We start from the raw sequence: 22,042 nt of genomic DNA, 5'->3' as shown, positions 1-22,042 counted from the left end.
GGCCGCGGGGCGGGGCGGCGGGGCCTCCAACCTCCCACCTCCAACCTCCCACCTTATACTGCTCGCATGACCGTCTCCCCGCCCCGGCGCCACCCCCTGCGCGACCGCTTCGAAGCCGAGCGCCGCCGCTCCGCATTTCTCTCCTTCCTCGCCGGCGCCGGCATCGGGATCGTCGCCTTCGATACCTGGGTCTCGCACTGGCTGGGCATCCCCGGCGGCGTGCTGGTCGGCGGGTTCGCCTACGCCGTCACCTACGGCTACGAAACGCTCATGTGGCGCAGGCACCATGGCCGCTGACCTCTCCCACCTCGACGACCGCGGCGCCGCCCGCATGGTCGATATCTCCGCCAAGCCCGAGACCGACCGCACCGCCGTCGCCGAGGCCCTCGTCGTGATGCGCCCGGAAACCCTCCGCCTCATCCTCCATGGCAACGTCCCCAAGGGCGATGTCATCGCCACGGCCCGGATCGCCGGCATCATGGCCAGCCGCCGCACCCCCGACCTCATCCCGCTCTGCCACCCCCTCCTGATTACCGGCGCCGCCATCGACATCGAGCCGGCTTCCGAGACCACCCTGCGCATCCGCGCCACCGTTCGCACCACCGGCCGGACCGGCGTCGAAATGGAGGCGCTCACCGCCGCCACCGTCGCCGCCCTCACCGTCTACGACATGTGCAAGGCCGCCGAAAAGGGCATTCGCATCGAGGGCATCCGCCTGCTCGAAAAACACGGCGGCAAGAGCGGCGACTGGCACGCCCCCGGCGAGCCTACCCCTCCCGGTACAGCCCCTGTGCCCGGATGATCGCCTCCACGCCCTCCGGCACCAGGTAGCGGATCGGCCGGCCTTCCCGCACCCACGCCCGCACCAGCGTCGAACTCACGCCCATCCGCGGCATCTCCACCACCTCGAAGCCCGCCGGCACCGGCGTCCCCGGCTTTTCCGCCACCACCACGCGCGCCAGCTCGCGGATGCGCCCCGGCTCCCTCCAGTTGGGCAGGTCTGCCGCGGCATCGCTGCCCACCACCAGCACGAGGTCGTCCAGCCCTTCCCGGTGGAGCTCCTCGAGCGTGTCCACGGTGTAGCTCGGCCCCGGCCGGCGCACCTCGCGCCCGTCGGCAACGAACGCCGGGTTCCCCGCAACGGCCGCTTCTACCAGCGCGAGCCGCACCGGCCCCGGCGTCACCTGCCGGCGCTCCGACGGCGCCACCCGTGCGTTCTCCGCCGTCCCGGTCCCCGTTTTCCGGTAGGGGTCCCCGGCCGGCACGAACAGCACCCGCTCGCAATCGAACTGCCAGCGCGCGCACTCCCCCAGCACCAGGTGCCCCAGGTGCGGCGGGTCGAACGTTCCCCCGAGCACCGCGACGCGCCCGTTTGCCACCCCGCCAGTCTCCCGCCCCGGCCGTTCGGCGGCAACGCGGCGCCCTGTTAGCACTCATTGACAGGGAGTGCTAATATACGAGCCGCAGACCACAACACCCCTCCCAAGAGGTACCCATGGCAAAGCAGCTGCTCTTCGACGAAGAAGCTCGTCATTCCCTGAAGCGCGGCATCGACGCCCTCGCCGATGCCGTCAAAATCACCCTCGGCCCCAAGGGCCGCAACGTCGTCCTCGATAAGAAGTTCGGCGCCCCCACCATCACCAACGACGGCGTCACCATCGCCAAGGACATCGAACTCGAGGACCCCTTCGAGAACATCGGCGCCCAGCTGGCCAAGGAGATCGCCTCCAAGACCAACGACATCGCCGGTGACGGCACCACCACCGCCACCGTCCTCGGCCAGGCGATCGTCCAGGAAGGCCTCAAGAACGTCGCTGCCGGCGCCAACCCCATGGCCCTGAAGCGCGGCCTCGAAGCTGGCGCCGCCGCCCTCGTCGAGGCCATCAAGAAGAACAGCATCAAGGTCACCGAGCGCGCCCAGATGGCCCAGGTGGCCACCATCTCCGCCAACAACGACCCCTCCATCGGCGAGCTCATCGGCGAGTGCATGGAGAAGGTCGGCAAGGACGGCGTGATCACCGTCGAAGAATCGAAGTCCATCCAGACCGAAGTCGAGTACGTCGACGGCATGGCCTTCGACCGCGGCTACATCTCCCCCTACTTCGTGACCAACCCCGAGCGGATGGAAGCCGTCGTCGAAGACCCGTACATCCTCATCACCGACAAGAAACTCTCCAGCGTCCAGGAGATCCTCCCCGTCCTCGAGCGCATCCTCCAGGTCACCAAGAACCTCGTCATCATCTGCGGCGATCTCGAAGGCGAGGCCCTCGCCACCCTCGCCGTCAACAAGCTGCGCGGCACCATCAACGTCCTCGCCGTGAAGGCCCCCGGCTTCGGCGACCGCCAGAAGGACAACCTCGGCGACATCGCCGTCCTCACCGGCGGCCAGGTGATCTCCGAGGAGATCGGCCGCACCCTCGAGAGCGTCGACATCAGCGACCTCGGCCGCGCCCGCCGCGTCGTCTCCACCAAGGAGGAGACCACCATCATCGAGGGCAAGGGCAAGAAGAAGGACATCGACGCCCGCATCGCCCAGATCCGCGCCATCCTCGAGGAGGCCAAGAGCGACTGGGACCGCGAAAAGGCCCAGGAGCGGCTCGGTAAGCTCGCTGGCTCCGTCGCCGTCATCAAGGTCGGTGCCGCCACCGAAGTCGAGCTCAAGGAGAAGAAGCACCGCGTCGAGGATGCCCTCAGCGCCACCCGCGCGGCCGTCGAAGAGGGCATCGTGGCCGGCGGCGGTGTCGCCCTCATCAACGCCGCCCCCGCCCTCGATAAGCTGAAGCTCGAAGGCGACGAGGCCACCGGCGTCCGCATCCTCCGCCGCGCCCTCGAAGAGCCGCTGCGCCGCATCGCCATCAACGCCGGCAAGGACGGCTCGGTCATCGTCGAAGAGGTCAAGAAGCTGCCCAAGGGCCACGGCTACGACGCCCAGCGCGATGAGTTTGGCGACATGATCGCCAAGGGCATCATCGACCCGGCCAAGGTGACCCGCTCCGCGATCGAGAACGCCGTCTCCATCGCCGCGATGGTCCTCACCACCAACTGCCTCGTCACCGAGAAGCCCGAGAAGGAGCAGACCCCGACCCCGCCGCCCATGTACTAGGCGGCACAGCCTCCCGGGAACCGACCCGGCATTCCCCGAGGGGGTGGAACGGCAGCGCCGGGCCACCCCCTCTTCCATCCCCGCCAGAGGAGCCACCCATGCGCACCGAAAACGGGATCGACATCGATATCCACGCTATCGAACGCATCCTCGCCGAGGGTGACCTCATCACCATCGGCTTCTCCCTCTTCCCGCTTCGCCTCCTCGTCGATACCCGCGAAAATGCCGTCCAGGGCCAGTGGGCCGGCCTCGTCGAACCCGTCGCCTCGGTCCAGGAACGCTACCTCTGGCTCGGCAAGCACCGCGGCTCCTTCGGCCCGCCCCGCGCCTTCGCCTTCTTCGTCTGGCCCCGAACCGTCCGCAACCTCGTCGAACGCGGCACCCTCGGCATCCTGCGTGGCCGCCTCCGCGGCCGGGCGCTCGACGACTTCGACGCCGCCGTCGAGCAGGCCCTCGAACTCGAACGCCAGGCCATGATCGACGCCTGCAAGGGCGGCCCCGCCTGGCCCGCCATCTGGGAGGCTCAAGCCGCCCGCTGAATGCGCCGAAACCCCCGGTATGGGGACCTTGCGGGACGCCCTCTTCGTCCTCGAGCACAAGCGCATTGTCATCCGCGGGCAGGTCCAGGGCATCGGCATCCGCCTCTGGCTGCGGAACGTCGCCAATACCCTGAACCTCTTCGGCTCCTGCCGCCTCCTCCCGGATAACACGCTCGAAGTCCACGTGCAGGGTGAGCGGTCGCTCGTCAAGCAGTTCGTCGTCGCCTGCAAGCGCGGCCCCTCCGGCGCCCGCATCGACGGCATCGAACTCGCCGACCTCCCCATCGACCGCCACCTCGGCGCCTTCACCGTCGAGCGTTGAGCTCGATAAAGGCCATCTTTTTCTCGATCGAAATGTCGCTGGTGTGAAGGGTGTCACCGACGTAGCCTCATTCCATGGCTGAGTGGTCTCTCTTCACCAACCACGCGAACGTCCTCCTCGCCATCACCCGCAACCCCGATATCCGCCTGCGCGAGCTCGCCGCCGAAGTCGGCATCAGCGAACGCGCCGTCAAGCGCATCGTCGCCGACCTCGAGCGGGCAGGCTACCTCCAGCGCGAGCGCCACGGCCGCCGCAACCACTACAACATCAACCCCGATGCCACCGTCGCATCGCCGGTCGCCCGCGGCCTCCACCTCGGCGCCCTCGTCGCGGCCCTCCTGCCGATGCTCGCGCAGACCCTGTAGGGGCTCCCCCGCCCGGGAAGACATCGCGCCCGGCCCGCGCCACAATCCGCGCATGGAACTCTACGACGCCATGCGCACCGCCTTCTCCGCCCGCGAATTCACCCCCGACCCCGTCGACGACGCCACCCTCTACCGCATCCTCGAAAACGCCCGCTTCGCCCCCAGCGGCGGCAACCGGCAGGGCTGGCGCGTCATCATCATCCGCGACCCCGCCACGAAAGCCGCCATCGCCGAGGCCGCCATCCCCGCCGCCCGGCGCTACGCCGCCCAGGTCGCGGCCGGCGAAAACCCCTGGAACACCGTCCACCCCACATCCCTCAGCGCCGAGGCCATTGCCGCGACGCCGGTCCCTCCCGTCCTCACCGAACCCTACCGCCAGGCGCCGGTCCTGCTCGCTGTCTGCGTCGACCTCTCCGTCGTCGCGGCCATCGACCAGGACCTCCCCCGCATCGGCATCGCCAGCGGCGCCTCCATCTACCCGTTCGCCTGGAACATCCTCCTCGCTGCCCGCAACGAAGGCCTCGGCGGCACACTCACCACCATGCCCATCGCCCGCGAGGACGACCTCCGCGCCCTCCTTCACCTGCCGCCCCACGTCGCTGTCGCCACCATCATCACCCTCGGCCACCCGGCCCGCCGCCTCACCCGCCTCAAGCGCAAACCGGTCGAAACCTTCGCCACGCTGGAAACCTTCGACGGCCCCGCCTTCACCCGGCCCTGACCCGGCTGGCAGCCCGCCGACCGATCCGGTAGATTTCCGCACGCACCCGGGCCGGCGCTGCGCCGCCCCGTCCCACCCCCTCCCGAAAGGCGATGCCATGTCCCCCGAGCCCCAGGTTGTCTCCGTCCGCAACGGCGCGTTCCAGGTTCCGGTCTACCGCAAAGGCTCCGGCCAGCCGCTCCTCTACCTCCATGCCGCCGGCGGCGTGCGCAAGGGCATGACCCCCGAGATGCTCGCCCTGGCCGAGCACTACGACGTCATCGTGCCGACCCACCCCGGCTGGGACGACACCCCCGGCCTCGACCAGATCGACGACATCCACGACATGGTCGTCTACTACCAGGACTTCTGCGACGCGCTCGGCCTCACCTCCTTCCACCTCGCCGGGCACAGCATCGGCGGCATGTTCGCCGCCGAGCTCGCTGCCGCCCGCCCCGACCTCGTCCGCAAGCTCGTCCTCGTCTGCCCGGTCGGCCTCTGGATGGACGAGGCCCCCGTCACCGACCTCTTCATCCTCACCCCGTCCGAGCTGCCGCGCGTCATCTTCGGCGACCTCTCGAACCCCATCATCCCGCAGCTCTTCCAGCCCCCGGCGAACGAGGACGAGCTCGCCGAGAACTACTACTTCCAGCTCGCCAACTTCGCCGCCACCGGAAAGTTCATCTGGCCCATCCCCGATAAGGGCCTCAAGAAGCGGCTCCACCGCATCAAAGCCCCCACCCTCATCGTCTGGGGCGACCAGGACCGCCTTGTGCCGCCCGCCTACGCCGAACTCTTCCGCTCGAAGATCGCCAACAGCCAGGTCGCCATCATCCCGGGCGCCGGGCACATGGTCCCGCTCGAAAACACGCCCGAGTTCACTCGCGTCGTGACCGAGTTCCTCGGCTAAGCGTCGCCTGCCGGCACCGGCACCACGGGGTCGCCCGCCCGAACCACGCCTTCCTGCAGCACCCGGGCGTACACCCGGCTCCATCCCGGGTGCTGCGCGTGGTGAATCCGGTTGAAGTCCCTGCCGGCGAACGAGCCCGCGATCGTCTTGCACGGCGTCGTGTAGCGCGTCACTTCGATCACGACCTTCGGCCCCAGCCGCCACCGCGACCCCGGCACGAACAGCTCCCAGTCGATCCCGGCGACCGTTACGTTCTCGCCGGTGGACCCCGGCGCTATCGGGTGCCCCTCCTCCTGCAGCGCCGCGATCCGTTCCAGCGAGAACAGGCAGAGCGCCCGCTCCGGGCCGCCGTGGATGCCCGGGTGCGCCTGCCGGTCGCCCTCCAGACCCAGCTGCGTGACTCGCGCCTCGCGGACCGCCGTCTTGGGCACGCCCCCGCCCGAGCGCTGCAGGCTCGCCACCCGGCCCTCAGCCGCCACGCCGCTCCTCCGCGAACACCGCGAACGTCCCGAGCCCCTTCGCCACCAGCCGCTCGCCGTTCCGCACCTCCGATTCCAGCACCACCACGCGCCTGCCCCGGTGCAGCACGCGCGAATCGCACACCAGCCGCCCGGAGCGTACCGACGCCATGTAGACCATCTTCAGCTCGATCGTCGCGCACGATTCATTCGGCTCCAGCACCCCGTAGACGGCCGCCCCCATGCCCGTGTCCGCCATCGTGTACAGCACCCCGCCGTGCACCACCCCGTGGGGGTTCAGGTGCTTCTCTCCAACCTCGAGCTCACAGCGGGAGCTGCCCTCGCCCCGCTCCGTCATCTCCAGCCCCACCAGCAGCTGAAACCCCATCGGCGGCCGCGATTCCTTCGCCACGGCCGAATCCTACCGTTTCCCGGCCCGGCCCGCACCGGCGCGCGGCTCCCCGCTGGCACTACACTGGTGCCGTATGACCAGCTGCCTCGTCCTCCTGCCCGCCGCTGCTGACATCCCTTCGGACGTTCCCGGCGCCGAAGTGCACCGCTACCGTTCCGGGCTCGATATCCCCGGCATCCTCCGCGGCTGCCCCCTCCCGGCCGTCATTTGCGCCGATGCCATCGACCCCGCCCACGAAGGCGCCGTGGCCGAGGCGATCCGTCACCATCCCCCCCCCGTGGTCGCCGTTCGCTCCGCGCCCTGGGACGGCGAAACCCCCGACCCCATCGCCGCCGCTGCCCGTGGGGTGGTGGCCGGCTTCGGCCTGCGCGGCGTGTTCCGCGCCGCCGAGCTCTTCAGCCAGCCCCCCGCCTGACCTCCGCCCCCGGCGCGTCCCCGAGTTCCGCACGCAGCGCCCGGATCTGCGCCGCGTGTTCCTCGCTGTGCGCAGCCCCGCGCTCCAGCAGCTCGCGCACGGTCACCTCGCGCCCTTCGAGCAGCCCGAAGCGCTCAAACGCGCGGCCGTCGACCTGCCGCAGCAGCTCCGCGTTCGAAAACACCAGTGCGTCGTAGAGCGCCAGCGCCGCCTCCGGGCTCCGCCAGAGGTACTGGAGCCGCCGCTTCCAGGCGTCCGCCTCCCATGCCGGGAGCTCCGGCGCACCCTCACTGCCCAGGATCAGCCGCAGCCGCGCCCCCCGCATCAGCTCAGCATCGGCCAGGTGCACCAGCACATCCCGCACCGACCACCCCTCCCGCCCCGCGCGCGACATCGTTGAAGGACCCGTCCCGTCCAGCGCCGACCGCACCGCCATCGGGCCTGCGATGTACCGCGCGAAAACGTCAGAAAGTTCGGCCGGGAGCCGCGGCATTGCGCCATTCTACGGCCCCCGGCCGAACCCGCCTCAGTCGTGCAGCTCGGCCGCTGCCACACGCACGGCCATCCGCGAGCCGAACAGCAGGCATCGCTGCCCGTGCTCCTCGGCCGCACGCCGCGCCGACTCTTCATCGCGGAAATTCGCCCGCGCCGCAGCGCAGCGGCACGCGACCTCCTGCCAGCCCCGCCGCGTCGAGACCAGCACGCGGTAGACCATCGCCTATTCCCCCTGCCCCTTCGAGAAAGCCGCCTCGCCGTCGAACGTGCAGAGGTGCTCGGTCTTGATGAAGTCCACCCCGGCGGCCGCGAGGCGGCTCAGCAGCCCCACAATCGCCCCGTGCGTGGTCGGCCCATCGGCCATGAAGCGGCAGCGCCAGTGGTCGGTGCAGAACGTCTCCGGCAGGCCCTCCGGCCAGACCTTCACGCCGCGGTTGGTGATCATCGTCAGGCGCAGGCCGTCGCCCTCGTGCTGCCGCAGCAGGTCGGCCAGGGCATCCGGCGTCGTCGAGGGGTTGTGCACGAATACGTCCACCCCGATCGTCTCCTTCTTCGCCGGCGGCAGCTGCTTCAGCGCCGGCGGCTGGAACCCGCCGCCAGCCGCGTAGGAAACAGCCTTCAGCTGCTCGGGCGCCTGCCCCAGCCGCGCGATCACCGCGTCGGCAAACGCGAGCGTCCCGACCTTCTGCTTGCTGACGCCCTCCTCATAGATGTCATACGTGTGGATGCCGTCTTCGATGGTCCGCAGCCAGGCGTTGTGCACCCGGGTGGCGACATCCGCCTGCCCGATGTGCACGAGCATCATCACCGCACCGAGCAGCAGCCCCGAGGGATTCGCCAGGTCCTGCCCCGCGCGCCGCGGCGCCGAGCCGTGAATCGCCTCGAACATCGCGCCGTGCTCGCCGATGTTCGCCGAACCGGCCAGCCCCACCGAGCCCGCAATCTGCGCCGCCACGTCGCTCAGGATGTCCCCGTACAGGTTCGGCAGCACGATGACATCGAACGCTTCCGGCGTATCGGCCAGCTTCGCCGAGCCGATGTCCACAATCCAGTGCTCGGCCTCGATGCCCGGGTACTCGGCGGCCACCTCCTCGAACACCTTGTGGAAGAGGCCGTCGGTCATCTTCATGATGTTGTCCTTGGTGAAGCAGGTGACCTTCTTCCGGCCGTTCAGGCGCGCGTATTCGAACGCGTACCGCACGATCTTCTCGGTCCCGGGCCGGGTGATCAGCTTCAGGCACTGGTAGACCTGGTCCGTCTGCCGGTGCTCGATGCCCGCGTACAGGTCCTCCTCGTTCTCCCGGATGATGACGACATCCATCCCGGGGTGCTTCGTCGCCACGAACGGGGCGTAGGCCGTGCAGGGCCGAACGTTCGCGTACAGGCCCAGCGTCTTGCGCACCGTCACGTTCAGGCTCTTGAAACCGCCGCCCTGGGGCGTGGTGATCGGCGCCTTCAGGAACACCTTCGTCCGCCGCAGCGAGTCCCAGGCCTCCGGCGCAATCCCCGCGCTGTAGCCCTTCATGTAGGCCTTTTCGCCGATTTCGATCTCCTCGATCTCCAGCGCGGCCCCCGCCGCCTCGAGGATGCGCAGCGTCGCATCCATGATCTCCGGCCCGATGCCGTCGCCCCGGGCCACCGTGATCGGTACGCGTGTCGTCGTCATGTACTCCTCCTCACGCAACCCTACCCGAAAACACACGAACTGTAAATCATGAGTTATAGAGCGTATATCAGGTGACCGAACGGACCCGCGATGGCATCATCAGGACAACCCCAACCCCGGCAGACCGCGTGACCCGTTCCTGTCGATTGCCCCGCTGCGAGGCCAGCCGCCCGTGAGCCCTGCCCGCGGTCCGCAGCCCGCGCCCTCCTCGCGCCGGAACCTCCTGTTCATCTGGATTGGCGTCTTCGTCGGTCTCATGGGCGCCAACTTCGTCTTCCCCTTCATCCCCTTCTTCATCCAGGAGCTCGGGGTCGAAAGCGAATCGCAGGTCGCCTTCTATACCGGCCTCACCGCCAGCGCCACCGGACTCTCCCTCACCCTCACTGCTCCCCTCTGGGGCTCCCTCGCCGACCGCTTCGGCCGCAAGCCCATGTTCCTCCGCGCCCTCATCGGCGCCGGCCTTCTCATCGGCGTCATGGGCATCGCCCAGGCCGTCTGGCAGCTCGTCATCCTCCGCTTCCTCATGGGCGCCTTCGCCGGCACGATGGGCGCTGCCGCCGCCCTGGTCGCTGCCACCACCCCGAAACAGGATGTGGGCCGCGCCCTCGGCACCCTGCAAACCGGCCAGTTCGCGGCCAACATGCTCGGCCCGGTGCTCGGCGGGATCGTCGCCGCCAACCTTGGCATTCGCGAATCGTTCCTCTTCTGCGCGGCGCTCTACGCCATCGCCGCCCTGCTCGTGTACCTCTTCGTCTCGGAACGCCCCGTCGAAGCCGGCGAACCGGCCCCGGCCGCGCCTCGCCGCGAAAGCGCCGGCCTCATCCAGAACCTCCGGGTCGTGGTCAGCGAGCGGCAGGTGGTGCTCATGCTCCTCCTGCTGTTCGTCCTCTGGCTCTCCACCACCTTCGTGCGGCCCGTGATGCCGCTCAGCATCGATGCCTTCGCGCGTGGAACCCCCGGAGAGGGGCGCGTCCACCTTCACCTGCCGGGCCTCACGACCGACCTCCGCAAGGAGGCCGCCACCGGCTTCGTCTTCGCCGTCATCGGCCTCACCAGCACCCTCGCGGCCGTCGCTGTCGGCCCCCTCGGGGAGCGCATCGGCTATCGCAACACGGTGGCCGGCGCCGCGCTCATCACCGGCGTCCTCTATCCCTTCGTCGCCCTTGCCCACAGCCTCGCGGCCTTCATGCTGCTCTTCGGCGCGGTCGGTATCTTCCAGGGCGCCATGGTCCCCGGCACGAACGCCCTGATCGCCGCCAGCACCCCCGATGGCAAGCAGGGGAGCGCCTTCGGGCTGGCCGCATCGATGCAGTCGATGGCCCTGCTCCTCGGACCGCTGGGTGGCGGCTTCACCTCTGGCCTTGCCGGGATCGGGGCGGTCTACGTCGTCATCAGCGTCATCCTGGTCGTCGCCGGCCTCGTCGCTGTTGCCCTTGTCCGCGAACCCGACGTTTTCGCCGCCCGGCGCGCCCCGCGCGGCGCCTGATCGAGTTGTTCCCCTCCCCACCAGCCGCGTAAAGTTCGGCCCACAGCAACCATTCGGAGGCCCCTGCACCCGTGAACGGCGTCACCGTCGGCGTCCATATCCTCGCCCGCACCGCTCCCGAACTCGTCGAAGGCATCGTCGCTGCCGAACAGGCCGGCATCCAGTGCGCCTGGCTCACCGTCGGCGGGCTCGCCCCGGACCCCTTCGCCGTCTTCGGCGCTGCAGCCACCCGCACTTCGCGCATCCAGTTCGGCACCTCCATCGTCCCCACCTTCCCGCGGCACCCCCTCGCCATGGCCCAGGGCGCCATGGCCGTCGACCAGCTCGCGCCGGGACGGCTGCGGCTTGGCGTCGGACCCAGCCACAAGCCCGTGATCGAGGGCACCTGGGGCATCCCCTTCGAACGCCCCCTCGAACACCTGCGCGAATACCTCACCATCCTCAAGAGCGTCCTCGGCACCGGCAGCGTCGATTTCCAGGGCCGCCGCTTTACCGCCCGCGGCACCATCGGCGCCCCCGCGAAGGTCACCGTCATGGCCTCGGCCCTCCGCGCCAACGGCTTCCGCCTCGCCGGCGAACTTGCCGATGGTGCCATCTCCTGGGTTTGCCCGCTGCCCTACCTCCGCGATGTGGCCGTCCCCGCCATCCGCGCCGGCGCCGAAAAGGCCGGCCGCACGCCCCCGCCGCTCATCGCCCACATCCCCGTCGTCGTCTCCGAACACGTCGAGGCCGTCCGCGAAGGCGCCCGCCGCCAGATCGGCATCTACCCCCGCGTCCCCTTCTATCAGCAGATGTTCGCCGATGCCGGCTTCCCCGAGGCCCTCAACGGCGAACTCTCCGACCGCATCATCGATGCCCTCGTCGTCCACGGGAGCGCCGAAGCGGTCAAGGCCCGCCTGCGCGAGGCCCCGTCCTTCGGGGCGGGCGAAATCCTCGCCATGCCGATCCTCCCGCCCGGCGATGCCGAGGCCCTGCCGCGTACCCTCCGCGCCCTCGGGGAACTCGCCGCAGAGTAGCTCCGAACCGCCTACAATCCCCCATACCTGCGTTGCGAAAGGAAACCCGCTATGTCCGATGTCGTCCTCACCGCAACCGATGGCGCCGTCCTCACCATCACGCTCAACCGCCCCGAATCGCTCAACGCGATGAACCCCGAGCTCCTCGATACCCTCGCCGAGGTCACCCGCCGCGCAGCCGATGACCCCGCCATCCGCTGCGTCGTCATCACCGGCGCCGGCCGGGCCTTCTGCGCCGGCGGCGATGTCAAGGCCATGGCTGAAGGCAACCAGCAGGCAGGCTCGGGCGGCAGCAGCCTCGTCTCCCGCGCCGATGTCCTCCGCCAGCAGGAGGAGGTCTCCCGCCTCCTCCACGAAATGCCCAAGCCCACCATCGCCGCCATCAACGGCGTCGCTGCCGGCGCAGGGCTCTCCGTCGCCCTCGCCGCCGACCTCCGGATCGCCAGCGACCAGGCCCGCTTCACCACCGCCTTCGCCCGTGTCGGCTTCAGCGGCGACTTCGGCGGCACCTGGCTGCTCCAGCGCCTCGTCGGCCCGATGCGCGCCCGCGAACTCTACTTCCTCTCCGAAATCATCGATGCCGCGCGCGCCCTGGAACTCGGCCTCGTCTCCCGCGTCGTCCCGCACGACCAGCTCATGGACGAAACGATGGCCCTCGCCCGGCGCCTCGCCGCCGGCCCGACCCTCGCCTACGCCCGCATGAAGGACAACTTCGTCTTCGGCGAAACCAACACCTTCGCCGATACCCTTACCCGCGAGGCCGAGAACATGGTGGCCAGCGCCCGCACCGAAGACCACCGCAACGCGGCCCTCGCTTTCGTCGAAAAACGCGAACCCGTGTTCCACGGCCGCTGAGCACGCCGCCGCGAAAGGCCGCGCCCATGAACCAGCAGCTCCGCGTTCGGCCCCTCCCCGTCGCAGCCCGCCTGCTCCCGGGCAGCTGGTTCTATGGGTGGTACATCGCCATCGCCTGCGCGGCCCTCATGATGGTCGGCGTCGGCGTCGGCTATTACGGGCTCCCCATCTTCCTCAAGCCGCTCAGGGATGCCCACGGCTGGAGCACGGCGCAGGTCAGCTGGGCGCCGGCCATCTACTTCTGCGTCTCCGGCCTCACCGCGGCGATCGTAGGCCCCTACGTCGACCGCTACGGGCCGATGCGCTTCATGCTGGTCGGCAGCGTCATCAACGCCGTGAGCGCGGCCTTCATCGGCCTCGTGAACGAACTCTGGCAGCTCTACCTGGTCTACTTCGTCTTCGCAGTGGCCTTCGGCATGTCGAGCAACATCGCCGTCAACGCCATCCTCACCCGCTGGTTCATCCGCCGCCGCGCCCTCGCCATGAGCATCTCCTTCACCGGCGTCTCCCTCGGTGGCGTCATCCTGGCGCCCGTCGCCAGCCGCCTGATCGATGCCGGCGGCCTCGAACTCGCCACCCCCGTGCTCGGCGCTCTCGTCCTCATTACGTCGATCCCCGCCATCCTCGGCGTCATCGTCTTCGATCCCCGCGAGGTGGGCCTCACCCCCGATGGCGACCCTATCGTCGATGCCCCGCCCGCCGGCTCAGCCGCAGCCTCCCGCCTCGAATCCCAGCTCCGTCCTTGGACCCGCGCCGAGGCGATGCGCACCGTCAGCTTCTGGGGCATCCTCATCGCCTTCCTGCTCGTGCTCATCGCCCAGACCGGCTACGTCGTCCACCAGGTCACTTTCCTCGAAGACCGCCTCGGCTCCCGCAGCGCCGCCGCCTTCACCATCTCCGTCACCGCCTTCGGCTCCATCGTCGCCCGGCTCGCGGTCGGCATCTTCGCCGACAACGTCGACCGCCGCCTGCTCACGGTCATCCTCTTCGTCGTCCAGGCCACCGCCATCCTCATCATCATCCACACCGAGAGCGCCGCCGCGACCTGGGCGCTCACCCTCGTCTTCGGCCTCACCATCGGCAACATCTACATGATGCAGTCGCTCCTCGTCGGCGAAATCTTCGGCATGGTCTCCTTCGGCACCGTCTTTGGGCTCATCAGTCTCGCCGGGCAGGTCGGCAGCGGGCTCGGGCCCATCGGCGTGGGCATCATCCACGATGCCACCGACGGTTACACCATCCCGTTCACCATCACCGCCGGCCTCACCTACCTCGCCGCCGTCGCCATCCTCTTCGCAAGGCCCGCAGCCCGTCCCGCGGATTCCGGCGCGCCCAGGCTCGCCTCCGCCGCCGGCGATTGACCCGCCCATAGGCGTGAATTCCCGGCGCGATTAGAGTCTGCAATGCATACCTGACGATAACGCTGATGCAACATCCGCGGTGCGATACTGAAATCGTGACGCGAAAGCTCCCACCCGAGCGCACCATCACCCTGCGGGACGGCCGCACCATGCGCCTGCGCCCCATCCTTCCGTCCGACGTTCCCAACCTGCTCGCCTTCCACGAGCGCCTCTCGCGCGAGTCCCTCCGCCTGCGCTACTTCACGCCCCGCCGCACGCTGACCGAAGAGCGCGCCGCCTACCTCTGCACGGTCGATTTCGACGATCGCGCCGCCTTCGTCGCGAGCCCGCTCGACTCCGACGCCATCCATGCCGTCGGCCGCTACGAGCGCGAAAGCCCCCACTCCGCCGAGGTCGCCTTCATCGTCGAAGACGCGCTCCAGGGGCTCGGCATCGGTCCCGCCCTGCTCGAGCGCCTGGCCGAACATGCCCGCTCCCGGGGTATCGAGCGCTTCACCGCGGCCGTCCTCTACGAGAACACGGCGATGCTCAGCATCTTCCGGCGCAGCCGGTTCAACCCCCAGATTTCGGTCGAAGGCGACTGCGCCTTCGTGAAGCTCGACCTCACGGCGCTCCCGACCCCGCAACCGCGGCCGGAGCCGAGGCCCCTCTCTACCGGGCTGCGCCGCCTCCCATCGACCGCCTGACTGCCGGCGGCCGGGGTCAGCCCTCGGCCATGCGCAGCGCCAGGTTGATCATCGCCCGCACGCTGTAGCCGCTCGCGCCCTTGGTCACCCATCCGCGGTCGGAGGACATGTTGTCCACGCCCGCGATGTCCATGTGCACCCAGGGCGTCTTCCCCGCGAACGGCTCGAGGAACTTGGCCCCCACGATGGTTCCCGCGCCCCGGTTCCCCGCCCCCACATTGCGGCAGTCCGCCACGTCGCTCTTGATGTACTCGTCGTACTCCTTCCACATCGGCAGCCGCCAGGTCTTCTCCCCGGCGGCGGCGGCGGCGGCCTCTACCTCCCGGCAGAAGGCGTCGTCGTTGGTCATCAGCGCGTAGCACACATCCCCCAGGGCTGTGGTCACCGCCCCCGTCAGCGTCGCCACGTCGACGATCCGCTTCGCACCCAGCTCGTTCGCCCAGCACAGCGCGTCCGCCAGCACCAGCCGGCCTTCGGCATCCGTGTTGATCACCTCGATCGTCCGGCCGTTCATCGCCCGGACGACATCGCCGGGCTTGGTCGCACTTCCCGAGGGCATGTTCTCGGTGCACGGCGCGATGGCCAGCACATTCACCTTCGCGCCCAGGCGCGCGATCGCCCAGGCGGCAGCGATCACCGAAGCCGCGCCGGTCATGTCCGCCTTCATCGCCTCCATGTTGGCCGCCGGCTTGATGCTGATGCCGCCCGTATCGAAGGTGATGCCCTTGCCCACCAGCGCCAGGTCCCAGCCGTCGCCCCCGCGGCCGCGATACCCGAGCCGGATCAGCTTCGGCGGCTCCGCGCTGCCCTTTGCCACCGAAAGCAGCGACCCCATCCCCTTCGCCTCCATCTGCTCCCGGTCGAGCACCTCGATCTCCAGCCCTGCCTCGCGGGCCAGCTGCGCCGAACGCTCCGCCATAATCGTCGGCGTCAGGTGATTCGATGGCTCGTTCGCCCAGTCGCGGGCGAGGTTCGTGGCCTCCGCCAGCACCACCCCGCGCTCGACCGCCCGCTGCATCGCCGCCACCTTCGCCGCATCGTGCTCGACGATGACCACCTCCCCGATCTCCGCCCGCTCATCGTCGGCCGCCGACTTGTGCTTCAGAAAGCGGTAACCGCCCAGCAGCGACCCCTCCGCGATCGCCTGCGCGCACGCCTCCGGGTCGAGGCCCCCGATGCCGGCACCGTGCGCCAGCGTCGCCACCCGCCGGATGCCCGGGCGGCGCAGGGCCCGCACCACGTTCGCGGCGAGGTTCCGCACCGCATCGATATCGAACCCTTCCCGGCTGCCCAGCCCGGCCACCACCACCCGCGGCGCCGGCAGCCTGCCCAGCGTGTGCACCGTCACCAGCTCCCCGGCTTTCCCGCGAATGTCCCCCTCGGCGATCAGGCGCGAAATCGCCCCATCCAGCGCACGGTCCACCGCACCCGTTCCGCCCCCAGGCGCCGTCACCCCCTCGAACAGGTTGACCACCACCGCATCCGCCTCGAACCGCGCGATGTCGCCCTCGCTCACTCGAACCTTCACGCCTGAACCCCCGATCGTAATCGTGCTAGCCTTGATCGCAGCATTATCACCGGGCCGACCCCGCCCGGCTACCAACAAGCGGCGATGCCGAGCACGTTCTCCTTCCCCGAACCCGCCCGCCGCGCCTGGCGCGCCACCGAACGCCTGGGACTGCACGAGGTGGTTGTCGTCGTCGTCGCGTTCCTCATCTACTTCACCATCCGCGGCCTCGTCGTCGACCGCGCCGGCGAAGCAATGGTCCGCGCCTTCAACCTGATCGAACTCGAGCAGCAGCTCCACATCTACTGGGAGCTGCGCATGCAGTCGTGGGTCCTCGATTCCTACCTGCTTATCCGGGCCCTCAACGCCATCTACTTCTGGGGCCATATGCCCCTCGTCGCCCTTCTCGGCGTCTGGCTCTTCCTCTTCCACCGCCGCGCCTACTACCGCACGCGGAACGCCTTCCTCGCCTCCGGGGCCATCGGCGTCGTGATCTACTGGCTCTTCCCGGTCGCTCCCCCGCGGCTCGTCCCGTTCTCCGGCTTCATCGACACCATGGCCGCCTTCGACCGCTTCGGCTACAACGCCCAGGAGACCCAGGCCTTCGTCAACCCGTTCGCAGCCGTGCCCAGCCTCCACTTCGGCTGGTCCCTGCTCCTCGGGGCCGTCGTCGCCTGGGTCGGCCGCCACCCGCTGGCGGTCGCCTTCGGCATCGCCTGGCCCATCGCCATGTTCTTCTCGGTCATCATGACCGGGAACCACTTCATCCTCGATGCAGTCTTCGGCGCGATGGTGTCGTTCGCCGGGCTGGGGGTTGCCCTCCTGGCCGAACGCCTCTGGCGCGCTGCCCTCGCTCGCCGGCAGCTCGCTTCAACCCCGCTGTAGCGCCTCCCTGCCCCCTTCCGCAATCGCTACAATCATGCTCGCCGCGGCAGGCAGACAGCGCCCTGGCAGATCGCTATGCTTCGGCCAGCATAACGAACGGAGGCCCCAGCCCCTATGACATCCGTCGCCGAACGGCCCAGCGTCACCACCTATCAGCAGTTCATCGACGGGGAGTGGGTCAACGCCATCGATGGCGCCACCTTCTCCCGCACCAGCCCCTACGACGGCTCCGTCGTCGGCATCTACCCCAACAGCGGCATCGAAGATACCCAGCGCGCCATCCTCGCCGCGCGCCGCACCTTCGATGAAACGTCCTGGCCCACCTCGCCCGCAGCCGACCGCGCGCGCATCCTCCGCAAGGCCGCCGACCTCATCGTCGAGCGCGCCGATGCCCTCGCCACCTGCATCGCCGCCGAGGTCGGCAAGCCCAGGACCATGGCCCTCGGCGAAGTCATGGCCACCGCCGAGGTCTTCCAGCTCTTCGCCGCCAAGGCCCTCAACCTCAAGGGCGAATCCTTCAGTCAGCAGATCCCGGATGCCCTCGGCATCGTCGTCCACGAACCCGTCGGCGTCGTCGGCATCATCACCCCCTGGAACTTCCCGCTCCTCCTCATCTCCTGGAAAATCGGCCCCGCCGTCGCCGCCGGCTGCACCATGGTGGCCAAGCCCTCGCACTACACGCCCGGCAGCACCCTCATGCTCGCCGGCATCCTCGCCGAGGCCGGCCTGCCGAAGGGTGTCTTCAACGTCGTCACCAGCGAAACCGATAACGGCGCCCTCGTCGGCCAGCACATCGCCGCTTCGGAGCTGGTCGATAAGGTCGCCTTCACCGGCTCCACCGCCAGCGGCAAGGCCGTCATGCGCGCCGCCGCCAACAACGTGAAAAAGGTGTCGCTCGAACTCGGCGGCAAGTCCCCGAACATCGTGTTCCCCGATGCCCCCCTCGAGGCGGCGGTCGCCGGCGCCTTCTTTGGCATCTACCTCAACAGCGGGCAGGTTTGCCAGGCTGGCTCCCGCCTGCTCGTCGCGCGCAGGATCAAGGACCAGTTCGTCCAGCAGCTCGCCGCGATGAGCCAGGCCCTCAAGCTCGGCGACCCCTTCGACCCGGCCACCACCATGGGCCCCGTCATCAACGAAAACCAGCTCGCGAAGATCGAGAACTACCTCGAGCGCGGCAAGCAGGAGGCGAAGCTGCTCTGCGGCGGCTCCCGCGCCACCGAGCCCGGCCTCGAGAAGGGCCTCTTCGTCAAGCCGACCATTTTCGATGAGGTCTCGAACCAGGCCACCATCGCCCGCGAGGAGATCTTCGGCCCCGTCCTCTCCGTGCTCTCGTTCGACGACGTCGATGAGGTCATCCGCATCGCCAACGACACCATGTACGGCCTCGCCGCCGCCGTCTGGACGCGCGACCTCAACACGGCAATCAAAGTCGCGAAGGGCCTGCGCGCCGGCACGGTCTGGGTCAACGCGTACCACACCACCGGCCTCTACAACATGCCGTACGGCGGCTACAAGCAGAGCGGCCTCGGCCGCGAACTGGGTGACCTCGGCCTCGAGGAATACCTCGAGACGAAGTCCATCCAGATCAAGCTCACGTAGCGGCTCCGCCCGCCAGCACACCAGCCGGCCCCGGGGCATGCATCCGGGGCCGGCTGGCGTTACCCGCGGCGCAGCCTCAGTTGATCGATTCGAAAATCGGCATCGGCAGCAACGGCGCCCACATCTCGATCAAAAGCTCCGAAAGGTGCGGCGCCCACTGCTCCCACGTCCCGCGGGCATAGGCCGCTTCCGGGCTGGCCAGGGCGGCCTGCACCACCTCCGCGCTTTCGAACGTGTACACCCCGAACAGCACCCCGCCCGGGGCAACGCCCATCTGCGCCTCCGCCATCCCCGGGATCCGCTCGACATCCCGCAGGTGCACCTCCCGGAACCACCGACGGAACTGCTCCAGGATGTCGTCCGAAGGGACCGCGCGCAGCAGCAGGAATGGCCGCATGTCCCCGATCATCGCATCTCCTCCACCAGCCGCGCGATGAGCGTGACCGTCGGTTCGAACGGGAACCGCGAATCGACCACCACCGCGCGACCCTCTACCCGCTCGACCCTGCCCTGCATCCGCTCCAGCACGGGCACGCCCGCATCGGAATAGCCCTCCCGCGGGCGCGAAAGCCGCTGCCGCAGCACCTCCTCCGGCGCCGTCACCCGCACCGCCAGCAGCCCGGCGCCGGCCGCCCGCGCCAGCCCGACAAAGCGCCGCCGGTCCCGCCGCGTCAGGTTGGTGGCATCGAAGACCACGTGGCGGCCGGCCTCCAGCGCCTCCCGCGCCAGCGCTTCCGCCTTCGCGAACACCGCGCCATGCTCGTCCGCTGTATACGCCGGCGCCGGGAACAGCCGCTTGCGGACCGCGTCGCTCTCCACGTGCACCGCCCCCAGCCGCCCAACCAGCGCCCGCGCGAGCGTCGTCTTGCCCGCACCGGGCAGCCCCCAGAGCAGGATCAGCACCCCCTCGCCGCCCCCGCAATTGCCGCTAACCACGGCCCTATGCTAGCGTGTAGGCGTAGAGACGACAGGAAAAGGAAGACAGAGAACAAGGTTGCTGACCAAAGAGCGCAAAACCGACCTCATCCGTGAGTTCGGCACCCATGCCACCGATACCGGGTCCCCGGAGGTCCAGGTCGCGATCCTCACCGAACGGATCAAGTACCTGACCGAACACCTCAAGGCCCACAAGCACGACTACCACACCCGTCGAGGCCTACTCAAGCTCGTCGGCCAGCGTCGCCGTCAGCTTCGCTACCTCAACCGCCTCGATGTCAACCGCTACCGGCAGCTCATCGCCCGCCTCGGCCTCCGCAAGTAAGCGGAGGCCGGTTCGCTTCCGCCGGCCTGCAACCGCCGCCCTGCCCCGCTCCTGTCGTCCCGCCGTGCACCCCCTGCCGGGCCGTCGCCGCGGCACAGGCCGGCCGCCGCACGCCACTCCATCCCCCAGGCCAGAACACCAGCTGACATGAACGAACCCAGGACCTACGAACTCGAAATCGGGGGCAAAACCCTCACCATCCAGCACGGCATCCTCGCGCAGCAGGCCAACGGCGCCGTCACCGTCCGCCTCGGCGATACCGTCGTCCTCGTCACCGCCTGCATGGCCGAAGCCCGCGAGGGCATCGATTTCTTCCCCCTCACCGTCGACTACGAGGAGCGCCTCTACGCCGTCGGCAAGATCCCGGGCGGCTTCCCCCGCCGCGAAGGCCGCGCCTCCACCGACGCCATCCTCGCGATGCGCCTCACCGACCGGCCCCTTCGGCCCCTCTTCCCGAAAGGCTTCCGCAACGAAGTCCAGATCATCGCCACCACGCTCTCCGCGGACCGCGAGCACCAGCCCGATACCCTCATCACCATCGGTGCCTCCGCCGCCCTGAGTATCTCCGATATCCCCTTCAACGGCCCCGTCTCCTCCGTCCGCGTCACCCGCCTCGACGGCCAGTACATCGTCAACCCCACCTTCGATGAAGCCGAGCGCGGCGACCTCGACATCGTCGTCGCCGGCACCAAAGACGCCGTCGTCATGGTCGAAGCCGGCGCCAAGCAGGTGCCCGAAGATGTCGTCCTCGAAGCTATCGAGGTCGCCATGGAGGCGAACCGCCAGATCATCGCCCTCCAGGAGCAGATCGTCGCCGACGTCGCCCCCGTGAAAAAGCCCTTCACCCCGGCGAAGGAGAACGAAGAGGCCATCGCTGTCATCGCCGAATACCTCGCCGACCGCATCCCCGAGCTCGTGGCGACCGCCGCCTCGGAGCGCTCCGATGCCAACAAAGCCATCCGGCAGGAGCTGCAGGAGCGCTTCGGCGAGCGCTTCACCCCCGGCGAAATCGCCGATGCCCTCTGGAACATCATCAAGAAGGCGATGCGCAAACAGATCCTGGAGAAGGGCATCCGCGCCGACGGCCGCGGCATCACCGAGATCCGCCCGCTCGATATCCACGTCGGCGTCCTCCCGCGCACCCACGGCTCCGGGCTCTTCCAGCGCGGCCAGACGCAGGTCCTCACCATCGCCACCCTCGGCGGGCTCAGCATGGTGCAGAAGCTCGATACCCTCTCGCCCGACGAGTACAAGCGCTACATGCACCACTACAACTTCCCGCCCTACTCAGTTGGCGAGGTCCGCCCCCTCCGCGGGGCAGGGCGGCGCGAAATCGGCCATGGCGCCCTCGCCGAGCGTGCGCTCGAACCGGTCATCCCCTCCGAAGAGGACTTCCCCTACGCCCTCCGCCTCGTCTCCGAGGTGATGTCCTCCAACGGCTCCACCTCCATGGCCTCCGTCTGCGGCTCAACCCTCGCCCTCATGGACGCCGGCGTGCCCATTTCGGCGCCCGTGGCCGGCATCGCCATGGGGCTCATCATGGGCGAAGACGGCACCTACAAAGTCCTCACCGACATCGCCGGCCAGGAAGACTTCATGGGCGACATGGACTTCAAGGTCGCCGGCACGGCGAAGGGCATCACCGCCCTCCAGATGGACATCAAAATCGGCGGCGTCTCCCGCGAACTCCTCTCCACCGCCCTCCAGCAGGCGCGCGAAGCCCGACAGTACATCCTCCAGCGCATGCTCGAAGTCATCCCCGAGCCGCGGCCCGAAATGTCGCCCTACGCGCCCAAGATGTACAAGATCACCATCCCCCAGGACCAGATCGGCACCCTCATCGGTCCCGGCGGCAAGACCGTCCGCCGCATCCAGGACGAATCCGGCGGCGCCACCATCGATATCCAGGAAGACGGCACCGTCATCGTCGGCTCCCCCAACGAAGAGGTCGCCCGCAAGGCCATCAAGATGATCGAGGGCCTCACCAAAGAGGTGCAGGTC

General features: G+C 69.1%; 27 protein-coding genes. 18 read left to right on the top strand and 9 right to left on the bottom strand.

Features of this window, described 5'->3' with window-relative positions:
- The first annotated feature begins 66 nt into the window (after positions 1–66).
- The gene (locus VAE46_RS11970; RefSeq protein ID WP_322797171.1) at positions 67–297 is read left to right on the top strand and encodes a hypothetical protein; all 231 of its coding nucleotides are present in this window, start codon (positions 67–69) and stop codon (positions 295–297) included.
- Positions 287–802: a cyclic pyranopterin monophosphate synthase MoaC gene (gene moaC, locus VAE46_RS11965; protein ID WP_322797170.1), complete on the top strand. Its 516-nt coding sequence runs from the start codon at positions 287–289 to the stop codon at positions 800–802. Before VAE46_RS11970 ends, moaC begins: the two co-directional genes overlap by 11 nt.
- On the opposite strand, the gene nadD is transcribed toward moaC, so the two are convergent.
- Positions 768–1,379: a nicotinate-nucleotide adenylyltransferase gene (gene nadD, locus VAE46_RS11960; protein WP_322797169.1), complete on the bottom strand. Its 612-nt coding sequence runs from the start codon at positions 1,377–1,379 to the stop codon at positions 768–770. The two genes, moaC and nadD, sit on opposite strands and share 35 nt — an antisense overlap.
- A gap of 116 nt (positions 1,380–1,495) precedes the next feature.
- Between nadD and groL the strand changes: the two genes are divergently transcribed.
- The 6 genes from groL to VAE46_RS11930 all read left to right on the top strand — a co-directional run bounded on the left by groL (position 1,496) and on the right by VAE46_RS11930 (position 5,939).
- Positions 1,496–3,103, top strand: a complete 1,608-nt coding sequence (groL, locus tag VAE46_RS11955; protein ID WP_322797168.1) for a chaperonin GroEL — start codon at positions 1,496–1,498, stop codon at positions 3,101–3,103.
- Positions 3,104–3,201: 98 nt separating this feature from the next.
- Positions 3,202–3,642: a hypothetical protein gene (locus VAE46_RS11950; protein WP_322797167.1), complete on the top strand. Its 441-nt coding sequence runs from the start codon at positions 3,202–3,204 to the stop codon at positions 3,640–3,642.
- 19 nt (positions 3,643–3,661) lie between these two features.
- Positions 3,662–3,964: an acylphosphatase gene (locus tag VAE46_RS11945; RefSeq protein WP_322797166.1), complete on the top strand. Its 303-nt coding sequence runs from the start codon at positions 3,662–3,664 to the stop codon at positions 3,962–3,964.
- A 74-nt stretch (positions 3,965–4,038) separates the two neighbouring features.
- Complete coding sequence (locus VAE46_RS11940) at positions 4,039–4,329, top strand: winged helix-turn-helix domain-containing protein (RefSeq protein WP_322797165.1); 291 nt, start codon at positions 4,039–4,041, stop codon at positions 4,327–4,329.
- A 52-nt stretch (positions 4,330–4,381) separates the two neighbouring features.
- Entirely contained in the window at positions 4,382–5,050 is a 669-nt protein-coding gene (locus VAE46_RS11935) for a nitroreductase family protein (RefSeq protein WP_322797164.1), read from the top strand.
- A gap of 97 nt (positions 5,051–5,147) precedes the next feature.
- The gene (locus VAE46_RS11930) at positions 5,148–5,939 is read left to right on the top strand and encodes an alpha/beta hydrolase (RefSeq protein WP_322797163.1); all 792 of its coding nucleotides are present in this window, start codon (positions 5,148–5,150) and stop codon (positions 5,937–5,939) included.
- On the opposite strand, the gene VAE46_RS11925 is transcribed toward VAE46_RS11930, so the two are convergent.
- The gene (locus tag VAE46_RS11925) at positions 5,936–6,418 is read right to left on the bottom strand and encodes an MOSC domain-containing protein (RefSeq protein WP_322797162.1); all 483 of its coding nucleotides are present in this window, start codon (positions 6,416–6,418) and stop codon (positions 5,936–5,938) included. The two genes, VAE46_RS11930 and VAE46_RS11925, sit on opposite strands and share 4 nt — an antisense overlap.
- Positions 6,408–6,809: a PaaI family thioesterase gene (locus VAE46_RS11920; protein ID WP_322797161.1), complete on the bottom strand. Its 402-nt coding sequence runs from the start codon at positions 6,807–6,809 to the stop codon at positions 6,408–6,410. Before VAE46_RS11920 ends, VAE46_RS11925 begins: the two co-directional genes overlap by 11 nt.
- A 73-nt stretch (positions 6,810–6,882) precedes the next feature.
- Between VAE46_RS11920 and VAE46_RS11915 the strand changes: the two genes are divergently transcribed.
- Positions 6,883–7,224: a hypothetical protein gene (locus VAE46_RS11915; protein WP_322797160.1), complete on the top strand. Its 342-nt coding sequence runs from the start codon at positions 6,883–6,885 to the stop codon at positions 7,222–7,224.
- On the opposite strand, the gene VAE46_RS11910 is transcribed toward VAE46_RS11915, so the two are convergent.
- The 3 genes from VAE46_RS11910 to VAE46_RS11900 are packed head-to-tail and all read right to left on the bottom strand — an operon-like array spanning position 7,205 to position 9,385.
- A complete protein-coding gene (locus tag VAE46_RS11910; protein WP_322797159.1) occupies positions 7,205–7,717 on the bottom strand; it encodes a DinB family protein in 513 nt (170 codons plus the stop codon). The genes VAE46_RS11915 and VAE46_RS11910 overlap by 20 nt on opposite strands.
- Before the next feature lie 33 nt (positions 7,718–7,750).
- Positions 7,751–7,939, bottom strand: a complete 189-nt coding sequence (locus VAE46_RS11905; RefSeq protein ID WP_322797158.1) for a hypothetical protein — start codon at positions 7,937–7,939, stop codon at positions 7,751–7,753.
- Between the two features lie 3 nt (positions 7,940–7,942).
- The gene (locus VAE46_RS11900; protein WP_322797157.1) at positions 7,943–9,385 is read right to left on the bottom strand and encodes an NADP-dependent isocitrate dehydrogenase; all 1,443 of its coding nucleotides are present in this window, start codon (positions 9,383–9,385) and stop codon (positions 7,943–7,945) included.
- A gap of 172 nt (positions 9,386–9,557) precedes the next feature.
- Between VAE46_RS11900 and VAE46_RS11895 the strand changes: the two genes are divergently transcribed.
- The 5 genes from VAE46_RS11895 (at position 9,558) to VAE46_RS11875 (ending at position 14,789) form a co-directional block, all read left to right on the top strand.
- The gene (locus VAE46_RS11895; RefSeq protein ID WP_322797156.1) at positions 9,558–10,871 is read left to right on the top strand and encodes an MFS transporter; all 1,314 of its coding nucleotides are present in this window, start codon (positions 9,558–9,560) and stop codon (positions 10,869–10,871) included.
- Between the two features lie 71 nt (positions 10,872–10,942).
- Entirely contained in the window at positions 10,943–11,887 is a 945-nt protein-coding gene (locus VAE46_RS11890; protein WP_322797155.1) for an LLM class flavin-dependent oxidoreductase, read from the top strand.
- 51 nt (positions 11,888–11,938) lie between these two features.
- Positions 11,939–12,742: an enoyl-CoA hydratase gene (locus VAE46_RS11885; protein ID WP_322797154.1), complete on the top strand. Its 804-nt coding sequence runs from the start codon at positions 11,939–11,941 to the stop codon at positions 12,740–12,742.
- Between the two features lie 26 nt (positions 12,743–12,768).
- Complete coding sequence (locus VAE46_RS11880; protein WP_322797153.1) at positions 12,769–14,103, top strand: MFS transporter; 1,335 nt, start codon at positions 12,769–12,771, stop codon at positions 14,101–14,103.
- A gap of 95 nt (positions 14,104–14,198) precedes the next feature.
- Positions 14,199–14,789, top strand: coding sequence for a GNAT family N-acetyltransferase (locus VAE46_RS11875; RefSeq protein WP_322797152.1), 591 nt, complete (start codon positions 14,199–14,201; stop codon positions 14,787–14,789).
- A gap of 16 nt (positions 14,790–14,805) precedes the next feature.
- On the opposite strand, the gene VAE46_RS11870 is transcribed toward VAE46_RS11875, so the two are convergent.
- Positions 14,806–16,317: a leucyl aminopeptidase gene (locus VAE46_RS11870; RefSeq protein ID WP_322797151.1), complete on the bottom strand. Its 1,512-nt coding sequence runs from the start codon at positions 16,315–16,317 to the stop codon at positions 14,806–14,808.
- An 84-nt stretch (positions 16,318–16,401) separates the two neighbouring features.
- Between VAE46_RS11870 and VAE46_RS11865 the strand changes: the two genes are divergently transcribed.
- Positions 16,402–17,181, top strand: coding sequence for a phosphatase PAP2 family protein (locus VAE46_RS11865; protein WP_322797150.1), 780 nt, complete (start codon positions 16,402–16,404; stop codon positions 17,179–17,181).
- Positions 17,182–17,295: 114 nt separating this feature from the next.
- Positions 17,296–18,780: an aldehyde dehydrogenase family protein gene (locus VAE46_RS11860; protein ID WP_322797149.1), complete on the top strand. Its 1,485-nt coding sequence runs from the start codon at positions 17,296–17,298 to the stop codon at positions 18,778–18,780.
- Positions 18,781–18,856: 76 nt separating this feature from the next.
- On the opposite strand, the gene VAE46_RS11855 is transcribed toward VAE46_RS11860, so the two are convergent.
- A complete protein-coding gene (locus VAE46_RS11855; RefSeq protein ID WP_322797148.1) occupies positions 18,857–19,189 on the bottom strand; it encodes a hypothetical protein in 333 nt (110 codons plus the stop codon).
- Positions 19,186–19,716 carry an ATP-binding protein gene (locus VAE46_RS11850; protein ID WP_322797147.1) on the bottom strand — a complete coding sequence of 177 codons (531 nt, stop codon included), beginning with the start codon at positions 19,714–19,716 and terminating at the stop codon, positions 19,186–19,188. Before VAE46_RS11850 ends, VAE46_RS11855 begins: the two co-directional genes overlap by 4 nt.
- Positions 19,717–19,774: 58 nt before the next feature.
- Here VAE46_RS11850 and rpsO point away from each other — a divergent pair, with 58 nt between their 5' ends.
- Positions 19,775–20,041, top strand: coding sequence for a 30S ribosomal protein S15 (gene rpsO / locus VAE46_RS11845; RefSeq protein ID WP_322797146.1), 267 nt, complete (start codon positions 19,775–19,777; stop codon positions 20,039–20,041).
- A gap of 147 nt (positions 20,042–20,188) precedes the next feature.
- A partial coding sequence (locus VAE46_RS11840) for a polyribonucleotide nucleotidyltransferase (RefSeq protein WP_322797145.1) occupies positions 20,189–22,042 on the top strand: 1,854 nt, incomplete at its 3' end.

Source organism: Tepidiforma sp., assembly GCF_034433535.1.
Lineage (GTDB): Bacteria > Chloroflexota > Dehalococcoidia > Tepidiformales > Tepidiformaceae > Tepidiforma.
The sequence above is the reverse complement of the archived record's forward strand: the minus strand, read 5'-3'. Positions and strand labels throughout refer to the sequence as shown.